General features: G+C 76.0%; 15 protein-coding genes. 10 read left to right on the plus strand and 5 right to left on the minus strand.

Annotated features, from left to right (window positions below; translation table 11 throughout):
• From infB to LO771_RS28305, 6 genes are all read left to right on the plus strand, one after another.
• Nucleotides 1-2,825, plus strand: a 2,825-nt coding sequence (gene infB / locus LO771_RS28280) for a translation initiation factor IF-2 (protein ID WP_230747723.1), incomplete at its 5' end; no start/stop codon positions are given.
• A gap of 153 nt (nt 2,826-2,978) precedes the next feature.
• The gene (locus LO771_RS28285; protein WP_230747724.1) at nt 2,979-3,275 is read left to right on the plus strand and encodes a DUF503 domain-containing protein; all 297 of its coding nucleotides are present in this window, start codon (nt 2,979-2,981) and stop codon (nt 3,273-3,275) included.
• Nucleotides 3,276-3,429: 154 nt separating this feature from the next.
• Complete coding sequence (gene rbfA, locus LO771_RS28290; protein WP_230747726.1) at nt 3,430-3,879, plus strand: 30S ribosome-binding factor RbfA; 450 nt, start codon at nt 3,430-3,432, stop codon at nt 3,877-3,879.
• A 2-nt stretch (nt 3,880-3,881) separates the two neighbouring features.
• Nucleotides 3,882-5,027 (plus strand): bifunctional oligoribonuclease/PAP phosphatase NrnA, encoded by a 1,146-nt coding sequence (locus tag LO771_RS28295; RefSeq protein WP_230747728.1) that lies wholly within the window; start codon nt 3,882-3,884, stop codon nt 5,025-5,027.
• Nucleotides 5,028-5,130: 103 nt separating this feature from the next.
• The gene (gene truB / locus LO771_RS28300; protein ID WP_230747730.1) at nt 5,131-6,030 is read left to right on the plus strand and encodes a tRNA pseudouridine(55) synthase TruB; all 900 of its coding nucleotides are present in this window, start codon (nt 5,131-5,133) and stop codon (nt 6,028-6,030) included.
• A 140-nt stretch (nt 6,031-6,170) separates the two neighbouring features.
• Nucleotides 6,171-7,124 carry a bifunctional riboflavin kinase/FAD synthetase gene (locus LO771_RS28305; RefSeq protein ID WP_230747732.1) on the plus strand — a complete coding sequence of 318 codons (954 nt, stop codon included), beginning with the start codon at nt 6,171-6,173 and terminating at the stop codon, nt 7,122-7,124.
• Nucleotides 7,125-7,244: 120 nt separating this feature from the next.
• Here the strand turns inward: LO771_RS28305 and LO771_RS28310 are convergent, their stop codons facing one another.
• From LO771_RS28310 to eccE, 3 genes are all read right to left on the minus strand, one after another.
• Nucleotides 7,245-9,722: a MinD/ParA family protein gene (locus LO771_RS28310; protein WP_230747733.1), complete on the minus strand. Its 2,478-nt coding sequence runs from the start codon at nt 9,720-9,722 to the stop codon at nt 7,245-7,247.
• A 439-nt stretch (nt 9,723-10,161) separates the two neighbouring features.
• Nucleotides 10,162-10,959 (minus strand): hypothetical protein, encoded by a 798-nt coding sequence (locus tag LO771_RS28315; protein WP_230747734.1) that lies wholly within the window; start codon nt 10,957-10,959, stop codon nt 10,162-10,164.
• Nucleotides 10,959-12,191, minus strand: coding sequence for a type VII secretion protein EccE (eccE, locus tag LO771_RS28320; protein WP_230747735.1), 1,233 nt, complete (start codon nt 12,189-12,191; stop codon nt 10,959-10,961). The genes LO771_RS28315 and eccE overlap by 1 nt, the downstream gene beginning before the upstream one ends.
• A 323-nt stretch (nt 12,192-12,514) precedes the next feature.
• Between eccE and eccB the strand changes: the two genes are divergently transcribed.
• The 4 genes from eccB to mycP all read left to right on the plus strand — a co-directional run bounded on the left by eccB (nt 12,515) and on the right by mycP (nt 16,572).
• Complete coding sequence (gene eccB, locus LO771_RS28325; RefSeq protein ID WP_230747736.1) at nt 12,515-14,152, plus strand: type VII secretion protein EccB; 1,638 nt, start codon at nt 12,515-12,517, stop codon at nt 14,150-14,152.
• 280 nt (nt 14,153-14,432) lie between these two features.
• On the plus strand, nt 14,433-14,744 hold the full coding sequence (locus LO771_RS28330) for a WXG100 family type VII secretion target (protein WP_230747737.1): 312 nt from the start codon (nt 14,433-14,435) through the stop codon (nt 14,742-14,744).
• A gap of 75 nt (nt 14,745-14,819) precedes the next feature.
• Nucleotides 14,820-15,116, plus strand: a complete 297-nt coding sequence (locus LO771_RS28335; protein WP_230747738.1) for a WXG100 family type VII secretion target — start codon at nt 14,820-14,822, stop codon at nt 15,114-15,116.
• A gap of 148 nt (nt 15,117-15,264) precedes the next feature.
• A complete protein-coding gene (gene mycP / locus LO771_RS28340) occupies nt 15,265-16,572 on the plus strand; it encodes a type VII secretion-associated serine protease mycosin (protein WP_230747740.1) in 1,308 nt (435 codons plus the stop codon).
• A 145-nt stretch (nt 16,573-16,717) separates the two neighbouring features.
• Here mycP and LO771_RS28345 read toward each other — a convergent pair whose 3' ends face one another.
• Entirely contained in the window at nt 16,718-18,136 is a 1,419-nt protein-coding gene (locus LO771_RS28345; RefSeq protein WP_230747743.1) for an APC family permease, read from the minus strand.
• Nucleotides 18,137-18,864: 728 nt separating this feature from the next.
• Nucleotides 18,865-22,812 carry a type VII secretion protein EccCa gene (eccCa, locus tag LO771_RS28350; protein ID WP_230747745.1) on the minus strand — a complete coding sequence of 1,316 codons (3,948 nt, stop codon included), beginning with the start codon at nt 22,810-22,812 and terminating at the stop codon, nt 18,865-18,867.
• Nucleotides 22,813-23,136 lie beyond the last annotated feature (324 nt).

Raw genomic sequence — 23,136 nt, forward strand, 5'->3', positions numbered from 1 at the left:
CCGCGCCGGGTCCGCGCCCGGCCGCCGGCGCTCCCGCGCCCGGCCCGCGCCCGGCGGCGACGCCGGGTCCGCGCCCGGCGCCGGCCCGTCCGGCGGCTCCGGCCGCGCCCGCGGCGGAGTTCTCCTCGCCCGCTCCGGCCGAGCAGCCGGCCGCCGAGGCCCCGCGCCCGGCCGCCGCGCAGCAGCAGCCGCGCAGCGAGGCGCCGCGCGGTGACGCCCCGCGTCCGGGCGGTGCCCGTCCGGGCCCGCGCCCGTCGGGTCCGCGTCCGGGGAACAACCCCTTCACCTCCAGCAACACCGGCATGGCCCGGCCCGGCGGCGACCGCCGTCAGGGCGGCCCCGCCCAGGGCGCCCCGCGTCCGGGCGGCCAGGGTGCTCCGCGTCCGGGCGGTCCCGGTGCCGGTGCGCCGCGTCCGGGCGGTCCGGGTGCGGGTGCCCCGCGTCCCGGCGGCGCCCCGCGTCCCGGTGGCCAGGGTGCTCCGCGTCCGGGCGGTCCCGGTGCCGGTGCGCCGCGTCCGGGCGGTCCGGGTGCGGGTGCCCCGCGTCCCGGCGGCGCCCCGTCCCCGGGCGGGATGCCGCGGCCGCAGGGCCCGCGTCCCACGCCCGGCGGCATGCCGCGCCCCAACCCCGGCATGATGCCGCAGCGTCCCGCTGCCGGCCCCCGTCCCGGCCCCGGCGGCCGCGGTCCGGGCGGTCCCGGCGGGCGTCCCGGCGGTCCGGGCGGCCGTCCCGGCGGCGGCGGCTTCGCCGGCCGTCCCGGTGGCGGCGGCGGTGCCGGCCGTCCCGGTACCGGCGGCGGCTTCGGCGGTCCCCGTCCGGGTGGCGGCGGCGGCTTCGGCGGCCCGCGTCCCGGCGGTTTCGGCGGGCGTCCGGGCGGCCCGGGCGGCCGTGGCGGCACGCAGGGCGCCTTCGGCCGCGGTCCGGGCGGGCGTCCGGCGCGCGGTCGCAAGTCGAAGCGGGCGAAGCGCCAGGAGTACGAGGCCATGCAGGCCCCGTCCATCGGCGGCGTCATGCTGCCGAGGGGCAACGGCCAGACCGTGCGCCTCTCCCGCGGCGCCTCGCTGACGGACTTCGCGGAGAAGATCAACGCCAACCCGGCGGCGCTCGTCTCGGTGATGTTCAACCTGGGCGAGATGGTCACCGCGACCCAGTCGGTCTCCGACGAGACGCTGCGGCTGCTCGCCGAGGAGATGGGCTTCGTCCTGGAGATCGTCTCCCCGGAGGACGAGGACCGCGAGCTGCTCGAGTCGTTCGACATCGAGTTCGGCGAGGACGAGGGCGACGAGGACGACCTCATGGTCCGTCCGCCGGTCGTCACCGTCATGGGTCACGTCGACCACGGAAAGACCCGCCTGCTGGACGCGATCCGCAAGTCCAACGTGGTGGCGGGCGAGGCCGGCGGCATCACCCAGCACATCGGCGCCTACCAGGTGACGGCGGAGGTGAACGGCGAGGAGCGTCCGATCACCTTCATCGACACCCCCGGTCACGAGGCGTTCACCGCCATGCGTGCCCGTGGTGCCAAGTCCACCGACATCGCGATCCTGGTGGTCGCGGCGAACGACGGCGTCATGCCGCAGACGGTCGAGGCGCTCAACCACGCCAAGGCCGCGGGTGTGCCGATCGTGGTCGCGGTCAACAAGATCGACGTCGAGGGCGCCGACCCGACCAAGGTCCGCGGCCAGCTGACCGAGTTCGGCCTGGTGGCCGAGGAGTACGGCGGCGACACCATGTTCGTCGACATCTCCGCCAAGCAGGGTCTGCACATCGACTCCCTGCTGGAGGCCGTGGTCCTCACCGCCGACGCCTCGCTCGACCTGCGCGCCAACCCGACGCAGGACGCCCAGGGCATCGCGATCGAGGCCCACCTGGACAAGGGCCGCGGCGCCATGGCGACCGTCCTGGTCCAGCGCGGCACCCTGCGGGTCGGCGACTCCATGGTCGTCGGCGACGCGTACGGCCGCGTCCGGGCGATGCTGGACGAGAACGGCAACAACGTCACCGAGGCGGGCCCGTCCCGTCCGGTGCTGGTGCTCGGTCTCACCTCGGTCCCCCGCGCCGGCGACAACTTCATCGTCGTCGAGGAGGACCGCACCGCCCGGCAGATCGCCGAGAAGCGGGCCGCCCGCGAGCGCAACGCGGCCTTCGCGCAGCGCCGCGTCCGGATCTCGCTGGAGGACCTGGACAAGGCCATCGCCGCCGGCTCCATCGAGCAGCTCAACCTCATCATCAAGGGTGACGTCTCCGGTTCCGTGGAGGCCCTGGAGGACGCGCTGCTCAAGCTGGACGTCGGCGAGGAGGTCGAGCTCCGGATCCTGCACCGCGGTGTGGGTGCCATCACCGAGTCCGACGTGGACCTGGCGATGGGCTCGGACGCCATCATCATCGGCTTCAACGTGCGGGCCGAGGGCCGTGCACGGACCGCGGCCGACCGCGAGGGCGTCGACATCCGGTACTACTCGGTCATCTACCAGGCGATCGAGGAGATCGAGGCGGCCCTCAAGGGCATGCTCAAGCCGGAGTACGAGGAGGTCCGCCTGGGCTCCGCGGAGATCCGCGAGGTCTTCCGCTCCTCCAAGTTCGGCAACATCGCCGGTGTCCTCGTCCGCGAGGGCCTCATCCGCCGCAACGCCAAGGCCCGCCTCATCCGGGACGGCGCCGTGGTGGCGGAGAACCTCACCATCGAGGGCCTGCGTCGCTTCAAGGACGACGCGACCGAGGTGCGCGAGGGCTTCGAGGCCGGTGTGACCCTGGGGTCGTTCAACGACATCAAGGTCGACGACGTCATCGAGACCTTCGAGATGCGCGAGAAGCCGCGGGCGTAAGCACGCGGAGGTCGTCCGGGGCCGGGCGGCGGAACAGGGGCTTCCCCGAATTCCGTCGCCCGGCCCCGGGCGCGCTGTGTACGGTTCACCGTATGCACCGGCCCGTCCGCGGGCCGCCCTACGAGGCCTCCAGGCCGGCCAGGCCTGTCACACATGTTCGTGGGAACACTCACCTTCGACCTGCTCCTCGGCGACGTCCACTCGCTGAAGGGGAAGCGGTCGGTGGTCCGCCCGATCGTGGCCGAGCTCCAGCGCAAGTACGGCGTCAGCGCGGCCGAGGTCGGGAACCAGCAGCTGCACCGCAGGGCCGAGATCGGCTGCGCGGTGGTGTCCGGCGACGCCGGGCACGTCGGGGAGGTCCTGGACGGCTGCGAGCGGCTGGTCGCCGGCCGCCCCGAGGTGGAACTGCTCTCCGTGCGGAGGCGGTTCCACGGCGACGACGACGATTGAGGACGATGGAAGGGATGCGGCGCCCCCGCCGCACCCGAGGACCGAAAGCGCCCCACGGTTGCGGGCGCGGGCCGGTACACCGGGGCCGGGCCCCGGTGCCTCCGGCCGGCCACAGGCGCCGGCCGGTACCGTGCCCACAGCACGAGGAGGACACGTGACCGACACCGCGAGGGCGCGCAAGCTCGCCGACCGGATCCAGGTGGTCGTCGCGGAGACCCTGGAGCGGCGGATCAAGGACCCGCGCCTGGGCTTCGTCACCATCACCGACACCCGCGTCACCGGGGACCTGCGGGAGGCCACGGTCTTCTACACGGTCTACGGCGACGAGACCGAGCAGGCCGCCACGGCGGCCGCCCTGGAGAGCGCCAAGGGCATCCTGCGCTCCGAGGTCGGACGGCAGACCGGGGTGCGCTTCACCCCGTCGCTGACGTTCGTCGCGGACGCGGTCCCCGACAACGCCCGCCACATCGACGAGCTGCTCGACCGGGCCCGGATCTCCGACGCCCGGGTGCGGACCGCCGCCGCCGGGGCCGCCTACGCGGGCGAGGCCGACCCCTACCGGGCCCCCGCCGACGCCGACTCCGCCGACGACGAGGACGCGTAGCCGTGGCCGGCGAGCCGCCCGCGGCAGCCGCCGGGGCGCCCTCCGCCGAGCCGGCGGAGGGCGCCCCCGGCGTCCCGCTGCCCCGGGTCCCGGCCGGGGCCCCCGACGGCTCCGGACCCGACGGCTCCGGCTCCGGCGGCCACACCGCCCCCGGCGACCGCGAGTGGGACGAGGTGGTCGCCCTGGTCGCGGCGGCCCGCGAGGTGGACCTGGTCTGCCACGTCCGCCCCGACGGGGACGCGCTGGGCTCCGCGCTGGCCGCCGGCCTCGCCCTGCGGTCGCTGGGCCTGCCCGTGCGGGTCTCCTTCGGCGACGACCCGCAGGTCGTCCCCGCCTCGCTGGCGTTCCTGCCCGGCCAGGAGCTGCTGGTGCCCGCCGCCGAGGTCCCGGACCGGCCCGACCTGGTGATCACCTTCGACGTCGCCGCCGAGGGCCGCCTGGGCCTGCTGCGGCACAAGGCGCTCGCCGCCCGCGCCACGGTGGTCCTGGACCACCACGCCTCCAACCCCGGCTTCGGCACCCACCGGCTCATCGACCCGGCCGCCCCCGCCACCGCCGTCCTCGTCGACGAGCTGCTGCGGCGGCTCGGCGTCCCGCTGGACGAGGCGATCGCCACCTGCCTGTACACCGGCGTGGCCACCGACACCGGCTCCTTCAAGTACCGGGCCACCACCCCCGGGACCCACGAGCTCGCCGGCCGCCTGCTGGCCACCGGCATCCGGCACGACCTGATCTCCCGCACCCTGTGGGACACCTCCTCCTTCGGCTACCTCAAGGTGCTCTCCGCCGCCCTGGAGCGCGCGGCACTGGACCCGGCGGCCGCCGACGGCCTGGGGATGGTGTGGACCTGGGTGCCGCACGCGGACCTCGCCGCCCACGGCGTCGCCGTCGAGGAGGTCGAGGGCCTGATCGACGTCGTCCGGCGCACCGCCGAGGCCGACGTCGCCCTGGTCCTCAAGGAGGACCCCGACGGCACCCTGCGCGGCTCCTCCCGCTCCAAGGGCGCCGTCGACGTGGCCGCGGCCTGCGGCGCGCTCGACGGCGGCGGCCACGTGCACGCGGCGGGATTCTCCTCCCGGCACGGCCTGGAGCGGACGCTGGAGCTCTTCCGCGGCGCCCTGCGGCCCTCCGCCGGGCCGCCCGCCTGAACCGCCCCCGCACCGGCGGCACCGGGGTCACCGCCGTCACCACCTGCAGCACCCACGATCGAACCGGAAGGGAAGTGCGGCGCACCCGCGCCGCCGCCACCTGATGAAGCGCAAGGGAACGGGCCCCGACGGCCTGGTCATCGTCGACAAGCCGGCCGGCATCACCTCCCACGGCGTGGTCGCCCGGCTCCGCCGCCTCGCAGGCACGCGCCGCGTCGGCCACGCCGGCACGCTGGACCCCATGGCGACGGGGGTGCTGGTCATCGGGGTCGAGAAGGCCACCCGCCTGCTCGGCCACCTCATGCTGACCGACAAGACCTACGAGGCCACCATCCGGCTCGGGCAGACCACCGTCACCGACGACGCCGAGGGCGAGGTCACCGCGACCGCCTCCGCCGCGCACGTCACCCCGGAGGCCGTCGACGCCGGGATCGCCGCCCTCACCGGCGACATCCTCCAGGTCCCGTCCAAGGTCAGCGCCATCAAGATCGACGGGAAGCGGTCCTACGCCCTCGTCCGGGAGGGCGAGGAGGTCGAGCTCAAGGCGCGGCCGGTGACCGTCTCCCGCTTCACCGTGCACGGGCGGCGGCCCGCCGAGGCCGAGGACGGCACCCCGCTGCTCGACCTCGACGTCACCGTCGACTGCTCCTCCGGCACCTACATCCGGGCCCTCGCCCGCGACCTCGGCGCCTCCCTGGGCACCGGCGGCCACCTCACGGCGCTGCGCCGCACCCGGGTGGGCCCGTACGGGCTGGAGCAGGCGCGCACCCTGGAGGAGCTGGAGGAGTCCTTCACCCACCTGCCGATCGAGGAGGCCGCCGCAGCCGCCTTCCCCCGCTGGGACGTCGACGCCGACCAGGCCCGGCTGCTGGCCAACGGCGTGCGGCTGAAGTCCCCCGGGCTGGAGCCCGGGCCGGTCGCCGTCTTCGGACCCGAGGGCCGCTTCCTCGCCCTGGTGGAGGAGAAGCACGGGCAGGCCCGGCCCCTGGCGGTCTTCGCCTGAGGCCTGCCCGCGTCCGTGCCCGTCCGGGCCGGCCCGCCGCACGTCCGGGCGGAGCCGTCCGGTGCGGAGCCCGGCGGGCGGGCATGGCACGCTATAGGGGTAGATCGGCGAGCGAGTGTGCGGACAAGGAGCGGGTCAGGGTGCAGCGCTGGCGTGGCCTGGAGGAAGTCCCCGACGGCTGGGGGCGCAGCGTCGTCACCATCGGTTCCTTCGACGGGGTGCACCGGGGGCACCAGTTGATCATCGGACGGGCCGTGGAGCGCGCCCGCGCCCTGGGCGCGGCCTCCGTGGTCGTCTTCTTCGACCCGCACCCCAGCGAGGTCGTCCGCCCCGGCAGCCACCCGCCGCTGCTCGCCGCCCCGCACCGCCGGGCCGAGCTCATGGGTGAGCTGGGCGTGGACGCGGTGCTGATCCTCCCGTTCACGCAGGAGTTCTCGCGGGAGACCCCCGAGGAGTTCGTCCGGCAGGTCCTGGTCGACGCCCTGCACGCGTGCGCCGTCGTGGAGGGGCCCAACTTCCGCTTCGGCCACCGCGCGGCCGGCGACGTCGCCCGCCTCGCCGAGCTGGGGGAGGAGCACGGCTTCGACGTCGAGGTCGTCGACCTCTACCTCGACGGCCAGGCCGGCGGCGGTGCGCCCTTCTCCTCCACCCTCGCCCGGCGGCTGGTCGCCGAGGGCGAGATGGGCGGCGCCGCCGAGGTCCTGGGCCGCTGCCACCGGGTCGAGGGCGTCGTGGTGCGCGGGGCCCAGCGCGGCCGCGAGCTCGGCTACCCCACGGCCAACGTGGAGACGCTGCCGCACACCGCGATCCCGGCCGACGGCGTGTACGCGGGCTGGCTCACCGCGGACGGTGAGCGCATGCCCGCGGCGATCTCGGTCGGTACCAACCCGACCTTCGACGGCACCGCCCGCACCGTGGAGGCGTACGCCATCGACCGGGTCGGCCTGGACCTCTACGGGCTGCACGTGACCGTGGACTTCCTGGCCTTCCTGCGCGGCATGGAGCGGTTCGACACCGTCGACGCCCTGCTGGAGCGGATGGCCGACGACGTCAAGCGCGCGCGGGAGCTGACGGACGGCCACGACGGCCGCTGACGGCCGGGACGGCCGCCGCACGCCGGAGCCCCGCGACCCGCCGGACGGGTCGCGGGGCTCCGGCGCGTTCCGGCCCGGGTCCGGCGGCCCGCCCCCGGGGCGGCCGCCGGGGACCCGGGGTCACTGCTGCGGCGGGGGCGGCGGGTAGCCGTAGCCCTGCGGCGCGTCCTCCGGGCCGGCCGGTCCGGGACGGCCGTCGTGTCCGGCCTGCTCCGGGAGCCCGGCCTGTCCCGGATGCCCCGGGTGCCCGGGCGGGGGCGGCGGTGCGCCGGGGCCGGGCGGCTGGGCCCAGCCGGGCGGCATGGACTGCTCCGCCGGCGGCTGCGGAGGCTGCTGCTGGGGGTGGCCGTAGCCGCCGGGCTGCGGCTGGGGGCCGCCCGGCGCCCCCCAGGGCGCACCCGCCGCCGGACCGCCCGGACCGCCCCACGGCGCACCCTGCTGCGGCGCGCCCGGGTCGCCCCACGGCGCGCCCGCCTGCTGCGGGGGCGTGCCCGGCTGCCCGCCCCAGGCAGGCCCGCCGGGCATGCCCGGCTGCGCCGGCTGAGGCGGCATCCCCGGCCAGCCGCCCTGCTGCTGCCACACGCCCGCGGCCTGCTGCGCCCGCTGGAAGTCCTCGGCGACCAGGGCGGCCAGGTCGAAGTAGGCCTCGCGGACCTTGGGCCGCATCATCGCGATGTCGACCTCGGCGCCGGCCGCCAGGTGCTCGTCGAAGGGCACCACGACCACGCCGCGGCAGCGCGTCTCGAAGTGGGCGACGATGTCCTCGGTCCGGATGAGCTTGCTCGTCTCGCGCACCCCGGAGACGACCGTGATGGACCGCTGCACCAGGTCCGCGTAGCCGTGCGCGGAGAGCCAGTCGAGGGTGGTGCTGGCGCTGCTCGCGCCGTCCACGCTGGGCGTGGAGACGATGATCAGCTGGTCGGCGAGGTCGAGCACGCCGCGCATGGCGCTGTAGAGCAGGCCGGTGCCCGAGTCGGTGAGGATGATCGGGTACTGCCGCCCCAGCACCTCGATGACCCGCCGGTAGTCGGTGTCGTCGAAGGTGGTGGAGACCGCCGGGTCGACGTCGTTGGCGAGGATCTCCAGGCCGGAGGGGGCCTGGGAGGTGAAGCGCCGGATGTCCATGTAGCTGTTGAGGTGCGGGATCGCGGTCACCAGGTCGCGGATGGTGGCCCCGGTCTCGCGCCGCACCCGGCGTCCGAGGGTGCCGGCGTCCGGGTTGGCGTCGATGGCGATCACCTTGTCCTGGCGCTCGGTGGCCAGGGTGGCGCCCAGGGAGGTGGTGGTCGTCGTCTTGCCCACGCCGCCCTTGAGGCTGATCACGGCGATCCGGTAGCAGCTCATCACCGGCGTGCGGATGACCGCCAGCTTGCGCTGCCGCTCGGCCTCGGCCGCCTTGCCGCCGAACTTGAAGCGCGACTGCTGGCGGCGCTCCTGCGGCTGGCGCCGCAGCAGCCGGTCCGAGGAGAGCTCCACCGCCGCGGTGTACCCGAGCGGGGCGCCCGTCGCGCTGCGCTGCGGCGCGCCGCCCTGGAACGCGGCGGGCGGCTCGCCGCCCGGGCCGACCGGGTGGGGGGCCGCCTGCGGCCAGCCTCCCCGGCGCGGGTCGGCCGGCTGCTGCCGGGGGGCGGGGGCCGGCGGGCCCTGGTACTGCTGCGGGTCGGGGTACTGCTGCGGGTCGGGGTACTGGGGGCCGGGCTGCTGCGGGCCGGGCTGCTGGGGGTCCGGGTACCCGGGGGTGCGGGGCTGCTGCTCCGGCGCCTGCGGTGCGGGGGCCTCCGGGCCGGGCGCCCCGGGGCCGTGGGCGCCCCAGGGGGCGTCCGGGCCCGGCCGGCCGCCCGGGAAGGGGCCGGGTGCCTGCGGCTGGTACGGGGGCTCGGGGGCGGCAGGCTGCTGCGCGGGGCCGGGACCCCACTGCGGCGGCGGGCCGTCGGCCGCCCACGGCGGCGGGACCGGGGCGCCGGGCCCGGACCCCGCCGACGGGCCGTCGGATCCGGGCCCGGGCGCGGGCGCCGGTGCCGGGTCCTGCAGGTGCGGCGGGAAGGGCGGGGGCGCGGCGGGCCCCGGCTGCTCCCAGGGCTGCTGCGGCGCGGTGCCCCGCTGCCCGTCCTGCTGCCCGGCCGGTCCCGTCGGACCGGCCTGCGGCTCCGGGCCCTCCCCGGCCGCGGTGCCTGACCCGGCCCCGTGCGCGGCGGGCGGCACGGGGGCACCGGCCCGCGGACCGGGCTCGGGCTGCGGTGCGGCCGGCGGCACCGGGGCGGGCGCGGCGTGCTGCTCCGCCTCGGCGGGCCCGGCGCCGGCGCCGTGCGGTCCCGGCGGCGGGGGGACGGGACCCGGCTCCGCCGCCCGGGCGTCGGCCTGCGGCCCCACCGGGCCGGGCGCGGACGGGAAGGCGGGACCGGGGGCCGGTGCGGGGGCCGGCGCGTGGGAGGCCGGTGCGGGAGCCGGTGCGGGGGCGGGAGCCTGCTGCGGGGCCGCCCCGGGCGACTCGTTCTGCGTGTACCAGGCGGGGGGAGTGTAGTCGGGCGCGTCAGACCACTCCTCGTCCTCGTCCGGCGCGTTCTCGCCGACGTAGACGCCGTCGCGATCGGTGCTCAACTCGAACTCCCTCTCTCAGCTCCGGCGGGCGGCCGCGTCCGCCTCGTCACCGCCGGTCGTCCCCGTGTCGGCCTCCGGCCCCTGTCGCCGGGGTCCGGGGTCCGCGGGGCACCAGCCTATGAGCTGTCCCGCGGTGGGGGTAGCCCGGGTCGCGGGGCCCGCCGTCCGCCGGGGCGCGCCGGGCCCGGCCGGGGCCCGGCGGACGGCGGGGGCGGGATCCGCCCGGACGGGGGAACCGGCCGCGGGCGCACGGGGACGGATCCGTACGCACGCGCCTTCCCTGACGGTACGTCGGGAACCCCGCGCGCCGCGGCGGCGCGGCACCGGCCGCGGACGGCGCCGCACGGCCGCGCCCCCTCCCGGCCCCCGGCGCCGCACGGCAGGGCCGCGGCCGGGGCACGTCCGCCCGGCCCGGACCGGACGACGCGGCCCGCCCGGTTCAGTCCACCCGGCGCGGGGCGCCCAGCAGCTGCGCCTCGGCGTCCGCCGGGGCGGTCATCACGAACTGGCGCCGCGTCCGCGTCGCCCACAGCGTCACGTTGTCCCCCATCGACGGGAGCGCGGCGACGTCCGCCTCGGTCAGGTTCATCGTCCGGCCGACCAGCTCGGCCTCCTGGGGCGAGATGCGCTGGATGCCCACCAGGTCGGCGGTGCCCAGCACCCGCTGGGCGTTCGGGCCCAGGTAGGGCAGGAGCGTCAGCACGGTCTGCCACGGCCCGGCCGACAGCCGGCTGCGGGCCGGGCGGGCGCCGAGGTCGCGCACGACCAGGACCGGCGCCGACACCGACGGGCCCTGCGGCCCGACCCGGCCGACCTGGTGGACCGTCACGCACGGCTGGCCGCCGCCCGCCGCCTGCGCCATCGGGGCCCACACCTGCGGCCGGCCCGTCTCGACGGCGACCCGGGCCCCGGTCGCCGCGGCCCGCAGGGCGAGCAGCTGCGCCGTCCACACGCCGCCGACCAGCACGACCTCGTACGCGGAGGGCCGGAACAGGCCGATCACCGCCGGCTGGTGCTGCGGGTCGACGCCGACGAGCACGCCGTCGTCACCGACCGGCAGCGACAGCGCGTTCAGCTCCTCGGCGGTCAGCACGTGCCGCTCGCGGCGCGGCCCGCGCAGGCCGAAGCCCGGCCGCACCCGGACGGGGCGGTGCTGCGCCCCGCCCTGCTCCGGGCCCGGCTGCCCCGCCGGGTGCCGGCCGTCCTGCGGCTGGGGGGTGTACGTCCGGTACGCCATCAGCGGGTCCCTCCCAGGGGCAGAGTGGCGAGCACGCCCGGGGCCTGCTCCAGGTCCAGCCGCACCAGGCCGGTGCCCGTGCCCTGGGCGCGGGACTCCAGCAGCCGCCCGACCTGGGCGACCTCGCTCTCGCTGCGCGCGGTCACCCGCAGGTGCCCGGAGACCGCCACCGCACCGCCGGTGCCGCGGCTCGCGGTCAGGCTGAAGGTGGTGGCGAGCGCCGGGAGGCCGGTGAGCAGGTTCACCAGGTCGGGGGCGGCGATCCGGCCGCCGCTGCCGCCGGGCCGGGTCAGCTGCGGCCAGCGGGAGATCCAGTAGGTGGTGTGCCAGCGGTCGTCGACCCGCCAGAACCGGCGGCTCTCCTGGGTGCGGCGGCCCGTGCCCGCGCCGCCGCCGGTGCCCTGGCGGCCCGTGGTGGCGATCGGGTTGACGCAGGCGGAGGTCGCCAGCGCGGCCGTCAGCTCCCGCTCGTCCAGCACCGTCGCGGTGAAGCCGGCGCCGGTCAGACGGGCGGCGAGCTGGTCCGCGGCGCGCTGCAGGGCCTTGCGGGCCCCCGCCTCGCCGCCGCCCCGGGCCTCCACCGCGGCCGACGCGTGCTCGGGGTCGAGGCGCAGCGCGACCCAGGTCAGGCGCAGCGAGGGCGTGGCGGCGCCCTCCGCGAGCTGCCGGTAGGCGCGGGCGGCCAGCGCCTGCTCCGGCAGGTGCGGGGCGGGCGAGGGCTGGGTGTGCTGGACGGCCTGGACGGACGTCAGGGGGATGTCGTCGACCTGCAGGGCCGAGGTGAGCACGTCCAGCGGCAGCGGCCGGGCGGTGCGCAGCGGCCGCAGCGGCTCGTCCTTGGACTGCACCAGCAGCACGGCGCTCAGGAAGGTGCCGTCGCCGACCATGCCGGTCTCCCGGCGGCCGCGGCGCTGGCCGCCGCTCCCCGGGGCGTCGGTCTCGGTGGCGTGGGTGCAGGTGCGCAGCGCGGGCTCGATCTCGACGGCGGGCGCGAGGCCCGGGTCGGTGCCGGGCGGCGGCACGTCGCCCGCGGCGGCGCGCCGGCGGCTGCGCAGCGCGGCGGAGACGCGCAGGTGGTCCGGGAGCGACCGGCCGCGGACCGGTACCAGCGCCACCGCAACGAGCAGCAGCGCGGGGACGGCCATCGCCCCGGCCACGGCCCTGCCGACGGTCCATCCGACCGCCACCAGGGCGGCCGCGACCTCGACCAGGACCAGCTGCTGAAGCCGCACCGGTCCGCCGATCCTCCCCGGCCGGGGGTGGACCCGTACGGAGACGGGTGTCCGCGGCGCCGGGTCCGGCGGCCCGTTCCGCGGTGCGCTGCGTCGCTCTGGAGCGGTCTGGCTTCGCATCCCCCGAATGACCCTCTCTGGTCGTGAACCGACGGCCGGTTGGCTGATCGCAACACGGTACCCGTACGGTACTCACCGTCCGCCCGCCGTACCGCACGGGGCTCAACCCCCCGGCGCCCGGGGGCGGTCCGGCCCCGCGGACCCCTGTGCGCGGCGGCCGACGGGGAGAACGGGGCGAGACGGACAGGTGGGAGACGACGAGGATGGCATCACGTCGGGACGAGCTGAACGCGTACACGTTCGCGCGGCGCCGCACCGTGGGGGCGTTCCTCCAGCCCGCGGGGGGCGGCAGCGACGAGGACGCCCCGCGCCCGGTGCGGGCGGTGGTGCCCAGCCTGGTGGCGGCCGCCGTGGCGGTCGCCGGCTTCGGCATGTGGGGCATGATCAAGCCGGCCGCCCCCAAGGGGTGGGACGACGGGAAGTCGATCGTCGTGGGCAAGGAGTCCACCACGCGCTACGTGGTGCTCCCCAACCCTGACAAGCCGTCGGAGAGGACGCTCTACCCGGTCCTCAACATGGCCTCGGCCCGGCTCGTCCTCGACGCCGACTCCAAGGTGACCTTCGTCGAGGACAAGGTGCTCGACGCCTACGGCCGCCACGGCGCCACCATCGGCATCCCCTACGCGCCGGACAAGCTGCCGACGCAGGCCCAGGCGGCGGAGGCCAAGGTCTGGACGGTGTGCGACCGGCCCGGCGACGACGCCAACCACACCACCGTCAACCAGGCGGTCTTCGTGCTCGACCCCGCGCACGCCGCGGCCCTGCGCAACCCGGGCCTCGTGCTGTCGAAGGGGAACGCCGCGTACGTGCAGGAGCCGGGCCCGGACGGCCAGGGCGGCGACGAGTACCTGGTGGACGCCGCGGGCGTCAAGCACAGCCTGGGCCGGCCGGACGCGCGCAACCAGGGCACCCTCACCCTGCGGACCGGCCTGTTCGGCCCCCAGGCCGCGCCGCAGCGGGTGACCCAGCAGTGGCTGGACACCCTCACCACGGGCTCGCCCGTCGTCTTCCCCCGGATCCGGGACTACGGGCGCCGGTCCGCCGTCCGGCTGGCGAACCAGGCGGACTCCGTCGTCGGCCGGCTGATGTCCTTCGACTCCAACAACGACGGCCACCCCGAGGCCCACTACGTCGTCGGCGCGGACCGCCTGTACCAGCTGGACGACTTCCAGCTCCAGCTCTTCCAGAGCAACCCCGCGATCCAGCAGCTCTACGGCGGCCGGCCGGTCCCCGGCCAGCTCTCCGCGACCGAGCACGCCCGCTGGTCGGGGCCGGTGGGCAACGAGTACCGGCTGCAGTCCCCGGCGGACTGGCCCAGGTCCCGTCCCAACGTGGCGGTCAACAGCACCGACCCCGACGGCGGCACCCGCAGCGTCCTGTGCAGCACCTACTCGGGCACGGACGAGAAGGGCGCCCCCCGGCGGAGCGTGTGGGCCTCCACCGACTTCCCGGCGCCGGTCACCAACGGCACGGCCAGCGCCCACGTCACCCCCGGCACCGGCCTGCTGTACCGGGCCGTGGAGGGGACCCCGGGCACCGGCGGCGCGGGCGCGGACGTCTCGGGCTCGGTTTTCCTGCTGACCGAGGCGGGCCTGCGCTACCGGGTGGTGGCCAACGGCGACAGCACGGCCAAGAGCTCGGTGCTGCCCCACGGCGGGCAGTCGCCCGACCCGGCGGCCCAGGGCCAGACGCCCGGCCAGGCGCAGCAGGGCAACGACGCGCAGGCCAGGCTGGGCTACAAGGACGTGGTGCCGTCGATGGTGCCGAGGGCGTGGTCGGACCTGGTGCCCGCGGGGCCCAACCTGGACACCAGGTCGGCCCTGCAGCCGCAGACCTCCTGACGTCCCGTCCGCCGTCCTTCTCGTGCCGGGCCGGGACCGCGCAGTGCCTGCGCTCCCGGCCCGGCAGGCCTTCTGACGGAAGGTCAGTCCCGGGTGTCCCCGGCCCCGCCCCGCCCGCCGCGCCGTCTGTCATGGTCCCGTAACCGTCCCGGGGGCGGTGTTGGGGGTGTCGGCGCCGAGGGCTAGAGTGCTCCTGGACATCACGTCGTGATGTTGACCGGGGGGGTCTGGGACCGCGGGCCGCCCGGCCAAGTCATCTGTCTCATGGGGGACGTGGAACATGTCGGGTCAGTTCAGGACCACCGCCGAGGAGATGCGTGCCTTCTCCGGCCGCATCGCCGAGGTCAACTCGTCCATCCAGCAGGAGCTCAGCCGCCTGAACAGCCTGGTGAGCTCGATCACCGCCGGCTGGCAGGGCCAGGCCGCCACCGCCTACCACCAGCTCCAGGAGCGGTGGAACGAGGACGCGACCAAGCTCAACCGCGTCCTGGACGAGATCAAGCAGGCGATCGACGCCACCACGCAGCAGTACTCCGCGACCGAAGAGGACCAGCGCTCGTCGCTGAGCAACGTCACCGCGCACTTCGGCTGACCGCTCGCCTCCGCCCGCTGAACCGCAGGCCCGCCACGGGCGGGCCGTGAAGAGCCTCTCGAACCAGGAGACGTCATGTCCGACGGCCACATCCTCGTCAATTTCAGCACCATCCAGAACGCCGGCTCCGAGGTACGCTCCACCGCGGGCCGCGTCCAGCAGCAGCTGGACGACCTCAAGGCCGGCGTGCAGCGCATCGCCGCCAGCTGGGAGGGCAAGGCCCAGGAGGGCTACCAGGCCCGCCAGGCCGAGTGGGACCGCTCCGCGGCCGACCTCCACCAGGTGCTGAACCAGATCGCCGGCGCGCTGGACAACGCCGCGCAGAGCTACCAGCAGACCGAGAACAAGAACGCCAGCATCTGGGGTCACTGACCCCGGGCCTGCCGGTCAGGGGCGGACGCCCGAGGGCGTCCGCCCCTGACGGCTGTGCGGACACGGGCCGGTCGGCACCGGCCGGCCGGTGCCGGCCGGCGGACGGGGACCGGCGGACCAGGACCTGGGCGGAAGAGGGGCGGTACGGGTGCGCAGGGGCAAGCAGGGGGAGGCCGGCCGTGCGCGGCGGGCCCTGGGGGGTGCCGCACGGCCCGCGGCCTGCGCCGCGGCCGCGCTCGGCGTGCTCGCGGGCGCGGCGGCCGCCCCCGCGGCGGCGGCCGGTCCGGCCGGGGGCGGGGACGCGCAGTGGTCGCCGCTGAGCCCGGCGGCCGCGGGCGAGTGCACCTTCCCGTCCGGGAACGTGGCGGCGGTGCCGTGGTCCCTCCAGCGGGTGGTCCTGGACCAGCTGTGGAGGAACGGCATCACCGGCAAGGGCGTCACCGTCGCGGTGGTCGACACCGGTGTCGACGACGCCAACCCGCAGCTCCGGGGCGGCAAGGTGCTGCCCGGCGAGGTGCTGCTGACCGACCCGCAGACCAGGAAGCCCGCCACCGGTGGCGCCACGCTGGACCCGGTCGGCCACGGGACGAAGGTCGCCGGGATCATCGCCGCCCGCCGCAGCCCGGCGACCGGCTTCGTCGGCCTCGCCCCGGACGCGCGGATCCTGCCCATCCGGCAGAACGACAGCGAGGGCAGCGGCGACGTCAAGACCCTCACCCGGGCGATCCAGGACGCGGTGAAGGCGCACGCCCAGGTCATCAACATCTCGCAGGACGTCCGCGCCGGCACCGCGTCGGGCCTCTTCGCCGGCCAGGCCGAGCTGCACCAGGCGGTCCGGTGGGCCGTCTCCAAGGGCGTCGTCGTGGTGGCCTCCTCCGGCAACGACGGCAAGGACGCCCCCACCTACCCGGCGGCGTTCCCCGAGGTGATCGCCGTCGGCGCCTCCGACCGCAACAACGAGCGGGCGTCCTTCTCCCAGTACGGCCCCTTCGTCGACGTCGCCGCCCCCGGCGTGGACATGCTCTCCACCGTGCCCCGCGGCGGCCAGTGCACGGACAACGGGACCAGCTTCTCCGCCCCCTACGTGGCGGGCGTCGCGGCCCTGCTCAAGCAGAAGTACCCGCAGTGGACGCCCGCGCAGATCGCCGCCCGCATCGAGCAGACCGCGCAGCGCAACCGCCGCGACCGGGACGACTTCACCGGCTGGGGCGTGGTCGACCCGGTGAAGGCCGTCACCTCCGACGCCCCGCCGGCCGCGGCCGCCGTGCCCGACCCGCAGACCGTGCTGGCGGCCCGGCCCGTCGCCGCGCAGCCGCTCACGCTGGGGGAGTCCCGGGCCGACCGCGACCGCCGCACCGCCACCTACGTGCTGGGCGCCGGCCTGCTGGGGGTGCTCCTCCTCGGCGGCGGCTCGGTGGTGCTGCGGGACCACCGCCGGCGCCGCCCGACCGCCTGAGCCGGCCGCGGCCGGCCCGAACCGGACCTGGACCTGGACCCGAACCGGACCCGGCCGCCGGCGGCGCCGTCCGTACGACGCGACGGCGGAGGGGCGGGACACCACCCGGTGTCCCGCCCCTCCGCCGTCGTACGCGCCCCCGGGGTCAGACCCGCTCGTCCTCGGGGAGCGTGATCACCCAGTGGGTGGCCTGCCGGGGCCGCAGGTAGAGCGCCCAGTACAGCGCCGCCGCGGCCACGATGCCGCCGGTGACCAGCAGGTCCTGCCCGGTCTGCTGCCACAGCACGTACGCCAGCACCACGATCAGCAGCACCGGGACGGCCGGCCACAGCGGCATCCGCCAGGCGGGGGTGTGCTTGTGGTGGTGGCGGCGGGAGAAGAGCGAGGCGACGGCGACCAGGAGGTACATGCCGGTCACGGCCACGCCGGTGATGCCGCTCAGGTCCTCCACGGGGACGTAGCACAGGACCGCGCCGGGCACGCCGACCGCGAGGGTGGCCACCCAGGGGGAGCCGAAGCGGCCGATGGTGGAGAAGGCGCGGTTGACCGGCTCCGGCCAGGCGCGGTCGCGGGCGGAGGCGAAGAGCACCCGGGAGTTCTGGATCACCATCACGATGCCCGCGTTGATGATCGCCAGCGCGATGCAGAGGCTGATGAAGGTACCGACCGCGGAGTTGCTCCACGTGGTGACCATGCCCGCGATGTCGCCCTCGGCCAGCGTCTTCAGGTCGGGGGCGCCCACGGTGATGGCGGCGACCGGGACGAGGATGACGGCGGCGGAGATGGCCAGCGTCCACAGCACGGTGCGGGCCACGTTGCGGCGGGGGTTCTCCAGCTCCTCGGAGAGGTACACCGCGGTGCTGAAGCCCTGGGTGACGAAGAGCGCGATGGCCAGGCCGGTGACGATCGCGCCGACGGACACCGCGGTGGTGGCGCCGCCGTCGCCCGCGTTGACCCCGTGCAGCAGGGTGGAGGCGCCGCGCTCGCCGTGGGCGAAGCCGAGCACCGCCACCACGGCGGCCGCGACGACCTCCAGCACCAGGAAGACGCCCGTGATCCAGGCGTTGGCCCGCAGGTCCAGCAGGCCGGCCAGGGTCGCCAGCAGCATCACCAGGGCGCCCGCCAGCGGGGCGCTCATGTGGAAGAGCGGCGCCAGGTAGTCGGCGGTGCCCAGCGCGATGATCGGCGGCACGATCATGACCACGATCAGCGACAGGATGAAGACCACCCATCCGGTCAGCCGCCCGGCCAGCGTGCCCACCATCGCGTACTCGCCGCCCGCGCTCGGGATCAGGGTGCCCAGCTCGGAGTAGCAGAAGGCGACGGCGATGCAGAGCACCGCGCCGATCGCGATGGTGAGGGCGGTGGCGGTGCCGAGGTCCGCGAAGAGGTCCGGCACGATCACGAAGAGGGAGGAGGCCGGCGTCACGCAGGAGAGCGTGAGCAGCGTGCCGCCCACCACTCCGATGGAGCGGGTGAGCTTCCGGGAGCCACCGTCGGCCGTCGCGGCCGCCTGCGCGTCCGCGGGGGCGCCGGTGCGCGGCGGGTGGATGGTGTCGGTCATGCGGGATCCGATCGGGTCGGCGGGTCTTTCGGGGGAGCGCTATCGCCTCCGGGGCTCTGCGCGGTCTCTGGTCGGTCGCTCCCGATCCGCATGAAACCTTTGATGAATCATTGGCGTCAACCCTGGTCGGGCGACGAAATCCGAAGGCCGGACGCGTGAAAACCATGCAACTGACGGATGCTCATGGCATCGACCCGCTCGGCCCGCTCTGTTGCGTGCCTTCGATTGCATGGCCGTCGGCCTTTGATGCTGTTGAAGTGCAGGCTCTCTTCAGGTTAACCTTGAATGAACGAAGAGGCCCGTGGAGGCCCTCCCCCCGGGCCGCGCCACCGGCCCGCACGGCACGGGAACCGCAGCCCGCACGTCCGCACCTGCGGCAAGCGTTACGGATCCGAGGCCCGGCCCGGGCCCCCGTCCGCCCTTCGGGACGACCCCCCACCCGCGGACCCCCGCCTGCGGCCTCCCCACCCGCAGCCCTGCCGCCCCGCGGACCCGCACCCCACCCGCAGGCCTGCCGCCCCGCGGACCCGCACCCCACTCCGCGGACCCGCACCCCACCCGCAGGCCCGCCACCCCCCACGCACACCCGCCGCCCCCCGGCCGGGGCCCGCCCCGCACCCCGCCGGGAGGCCCCGGCGGCCGTCCCGCCGCCCGGGAGACGGCAGGGGCCGGGGCCCGCGCGCCGCAGCGCGCCGACCCCGGCCCTGTACCGCCTCCGGGCCGCGCCCTCAGTGCGAGGGCAGCCAGCCGGTCTGCACCATCTGGCCGGTGCCGATCCGGCGCGAGACGAAGACGCCCCGGCCCGGCGGCAGCGGCTGCGGCTTCACCGTGCCGAGCAGCGCGCCCTCGTCCTTGTTGCCGGAGAGGACGACGCCCTGGGCGCCCAGCTCCTTCATGCGCTGCATGACCGGCTCGAACATGGCCCGGCCGGCGCCGCCGGCGCTGCGGGCGATGATCATGCGCAGGCCGATGTCGCGGGCGAAGGGCAGGAACTCCACCAGCGGCTGGAGCGGGTTGCCCGAGGAGGTGGCGACCAGCTCGTAGTCGTCCACGATCACGAACATGTCCTTGCCGGTGTACCAGTTGCGGGCCCGCAGCTGCTCCGGGGTGACGTCCGGGCCGGGCAGGCGGCGGGCGCAGGAGCCGCGCAGCAGCTCCACGATCTGCTGGAGGGCCGGCTGGGCGGCGGAGTACTCCACCAGGTGGCCCTGCGGCACGGTGCCGAGCAGCGCGCGCCGGTAGTCGGCGACGACGATGCCGGCCTCGTCGGGGGTGTACCGCTCGGTGATCTGCTTGATCAGCATCCGCAGCACCGCCGACTTGCCGGACTCGCTCTCGCCGAAGACCACGAAGAGCGGGTCGGTCTCGAAGTTGACGAACACCGGCGACAGCTCGGCCTCGTCGACGCCGAAGGCCACGCCGCGGTCGGGGAACTCGAAGCCCTTGGGCAGCTGGTCCGCGGGGAGCACGGTCGGCAGCATCCGCACCTGGGGGGCGCGCGGGCCGGTCCAGGCGGCGTCCACGGCCTGCACGAGCTGCGCGACGCCGTCCTGGAGGTCCTCCACGGAGGAGGAGCCGTCCATCCGGGGCAGGCCGGCGAGGAAGTGCAGCTTGTCGGGGGTCAGGCCGCGGCCGGGGGCCCCGGCGGGCACGTTCTGCGCGACCTTGCGGTCGATCTCGGACTCCATGGAGTCGCCGAGCCGCAGCTCCACGCGGTTCTGCAGCAGGTCCTTCAGCGCGGGGCGGACCTCGGCGTACCGGGAGGCGGTGACCACCAGGTGGACGCCGTAGCCCAGGCCGCGCTGGGCGATGTCGGCCACGACCGGCTCCAGCAGCTCGAACTCCTGCTTGAAGGTGAGCCAGCCGTCGATGACCAGGAAGACGTCGCCGAACTGCTCCCCGGGCAGCGAGCCCTGGGCGCGTCGGGTGCGGTAGGTGCCGATGGAGTCGATGCCCTGCGCCCGGAAGAGCTCCTCGCGCCGGTTGAGGACGCCGTGGACCTCGCTCACCATGCGGCGGACCTTCTCGGCGTCCAGCCGGCCCGCGACCCCGCCGACGTGCGGCAGCCCCTGCAGGCCGATCATGCCGCCGCCGCCGAAGTCCAGGCAGTAGAACTGCACCTCGGCCGGGGTGTGGGTGAGCGCGAAGCCCGCGACCAGGGTGCGCATCAGGGTGGACTTGCCCGAGCGGGGGCCGCCGACGACCATGCCGTGGCCGGCCGCGCCGGAGAAGTCCTGGTACATCACGTCGCGCCGCTGCTCGAAGGGCTTGTCCACGATGCCGACCGGCACCACCAGGCGGCCCAGCGCCCCGTACTCGGGCGCGGTCAGCCCGCGCTCGGGCACGGTCTGCAGCGGCGGCAGCAGCTGGTCCGCGCTCGGCGCCTCGTCCAGCGGCGGCAGCCACACCTGGTGCGCCGCCGGGCCCTGGCCGACCATCCGCTGCACGATCACGTCCAGCACCGTGTCCACCAGCGCGTCGTCCTCGCGGTGCTGCTCCGGCTCCGGCTCGACCGCCGCCGGCTCGGCCACCGCCACCTCGGCGGCGGTGAAGAGCACCGGCTGCCGGCCGGCGACCCGGCCCGTGGAGCGCACCTGCCCGGCCGGGCGGTACGGCCCGGAGACGTACGCCGCCTTGAACCGGTCCATCACGTCGGTGCCGAACTTCAGGTAGCCGACACCGGGCACCGGCGGCAGGTGGTAGGCGTCCGGCACGCCCAGCGCCGCCCGCGACTCCGCCGCGGAGAAGGTCCGCAGGCCGATCCGGTACGACAGGTAGGTGTCCAGGCCGCGCAGGCGGCCCTCCTCCAGGCGCTGCGAGGCCAGCAGCAGGTGCACGCCCAGCGACCGGCCGATGCGGCCGATCTGGATGAACATCTCGATGAAGTCGGGCTTGGCGGTCAGCAGCTCGCTGAACTCGTCGATGATCAGCACCAGTGACGGCAGCGGCTCCAGGGCCGCGCCCGCCGCCCGCGCCCGCTCGTACTCGTGCAGGTTGGCGTAGTTGCCCGCCGAGCGCAGCAGCTCCTGGCGGCGGTTGAGCTCGCCGGTGATCGCGTCGCGCATGCGGTCGACGAGGGTGAGCTCCTCCGCCAGGTTGGTGATCACCGCGGAGGTGTGCGGCATCTCCGCCATGCCGGCGAAGGTCGCACCGCCCTTGAAGTCGGCGAGGACGAAGTTGAGGATCTCCGAGGAGTGCGTCATCGCCAGGCCCAGCACCAGCGTGCGCAGCAGCTCCGACTTGCCGGAACCGGTCGCGCCCACGCACAGGCCGTGCGGGCCCATGCCCTCCAGCGCGGCCTCCTTGAGGTCCAGCATCACCGGCTCGCCGTTGGCGCCCAGGCCGATCGGCACCCGCAGCTTCTCGTGCTGGGCCCGCGGCCGCCAGGTGCGGGAGACGTCGATGGAGCCGGCGTCGCCGACGCCCATCAGGTCGGTGAAGTCCAGGTTCGACAGCAGCGGCTCGTCGTCGCCGCCCGCCGAGATCCGGTACGGCGCCAGCTGGCGCGCCAGCGCCTCCGACTGCCAGGCCGACAGGGTGTCCGGCACGCCCGTGTAGGCGGCGCCCGACGCCGACTGCAGCAGCAGCTCGTCGGGGGAGACCGTCACCACCAGCGACCCGCTCAGCTCGTCCAGGTCGCCGGGGACGACCTCGATGACGGTGACGCCCTGCAGGCCCTCCGCCCCGGCCAGCACCGAGTCCTGCGGCACCGCCGCGCCGTCGACCACGACCACCACGTGCGGCTGGTCGGGGGCGGGCGTCGCGTCGCGGTGGAAGCGCGGCCGGCCGGCCAGCTCGTCCGCCAGGAGCTCCTCCAGCTCGCCGAGGCCGGCGGTGATCAGGCGGCGGCTGCCTGCGCCGTCGCTCTCCTTGCGGTGCTGGGTGTGCGGCAGCCACTTCGCCCACTCCCACTCCTCCGCAGCGCCCGGCGCCGCGGCGAAGGCCACCACCAGGTCGTCGGGGGAGTGGAGGGTGGTCAGCTGGGCGACCATCGCCCGGACGCTGCCGTACACCGTGTCCGGGTCGCCGCAGACGGTGATGTGGTAGAAGGCGCGCAGCGAGACCGCCAGCGGCAGCTCCTGCAGGGTGCCGTGCGAGGCGAGGAAGGTCCGCATCGCCTCCGCGGTCAGCGGCTCCAGCTCGTCCATCGGCGCGGTCTGCGGCGCCACCAGCGGCGTCGCCAGCTGCTGCGGGCCGCGGCCCAGGCGGATCTGGGCGAAGTCCGGATCCCCCGGCCGCCGCTCCCACAGCCGCCGCCCCTCCGCGACGATCGACCACAGCTGGTCGGGCTGGGGGTGCAGGTACAGCTGGGCGCCGCGCTGCCGCTCCGCGGTGCGGCGGACCTGGCGGCGCATCTGCGCGAGGTACTTGAGGTAGTCGCGGCGCTCGTCCGCCATGGCGGAGCCGCCGCCCCGGCGGGCCCGGACGATCTGCCCCACCGCCATGCCGGCGGTGGAGGCGACCATCAGGATGCCCATGACCTTCATGGGGCCGGCCGAGCCCGGCATGAAGAAGAACGCCGCCGAGCCGCCCATGCCGAGCAGCGGCAGCATGTTCATCATCCAGTCGTCGCCGCCCGTGCGGGGCAGCTCCGGCGGGGACTCCAACTGCACCGGCTCGTCCGGCACCGGGGGCGGATAGGCCCTCGGCGGCCGCTTGACGGTAACCACGCTCACTTCGGCACCAGCCCTCACGCACGCTGTCGATCGAGTCGCTTCGTCGTTTCGCCGGACCGTCGGGCAGCCGCGCAGCGGTGCGTACCCGGCCGGCCCGGGGCGAGAGCCCCCGTGGCCCCCTCCGCCGACCGCAGGGGTCCGGGACCGGTGAGCCGCGTCCCGCGTCCCTGCGCAGGGGCCGATCCTACTGGTACCTGACAACGGGTCGGAGGCCGTCCCCGCACCCGCTCCCCGCCCCCCTCCCGGACCCGCCCGCCGGGCCCGGGCCCCACCCCCGGGCGGCCTCCGCGCGGCCCCCCGTGGGCCGACGGGCGGTCACCCCGC

Source organism: Streptacidiphilus sp. ASG 303 (genome assembly GCF_020991365.1).
Taxonomy (GTDB): domain Bacteria; phylum Actinomycetota; class Actinomycetes; order Streptomycetales; family Streptomycetaceae; genus Peterkaempfera.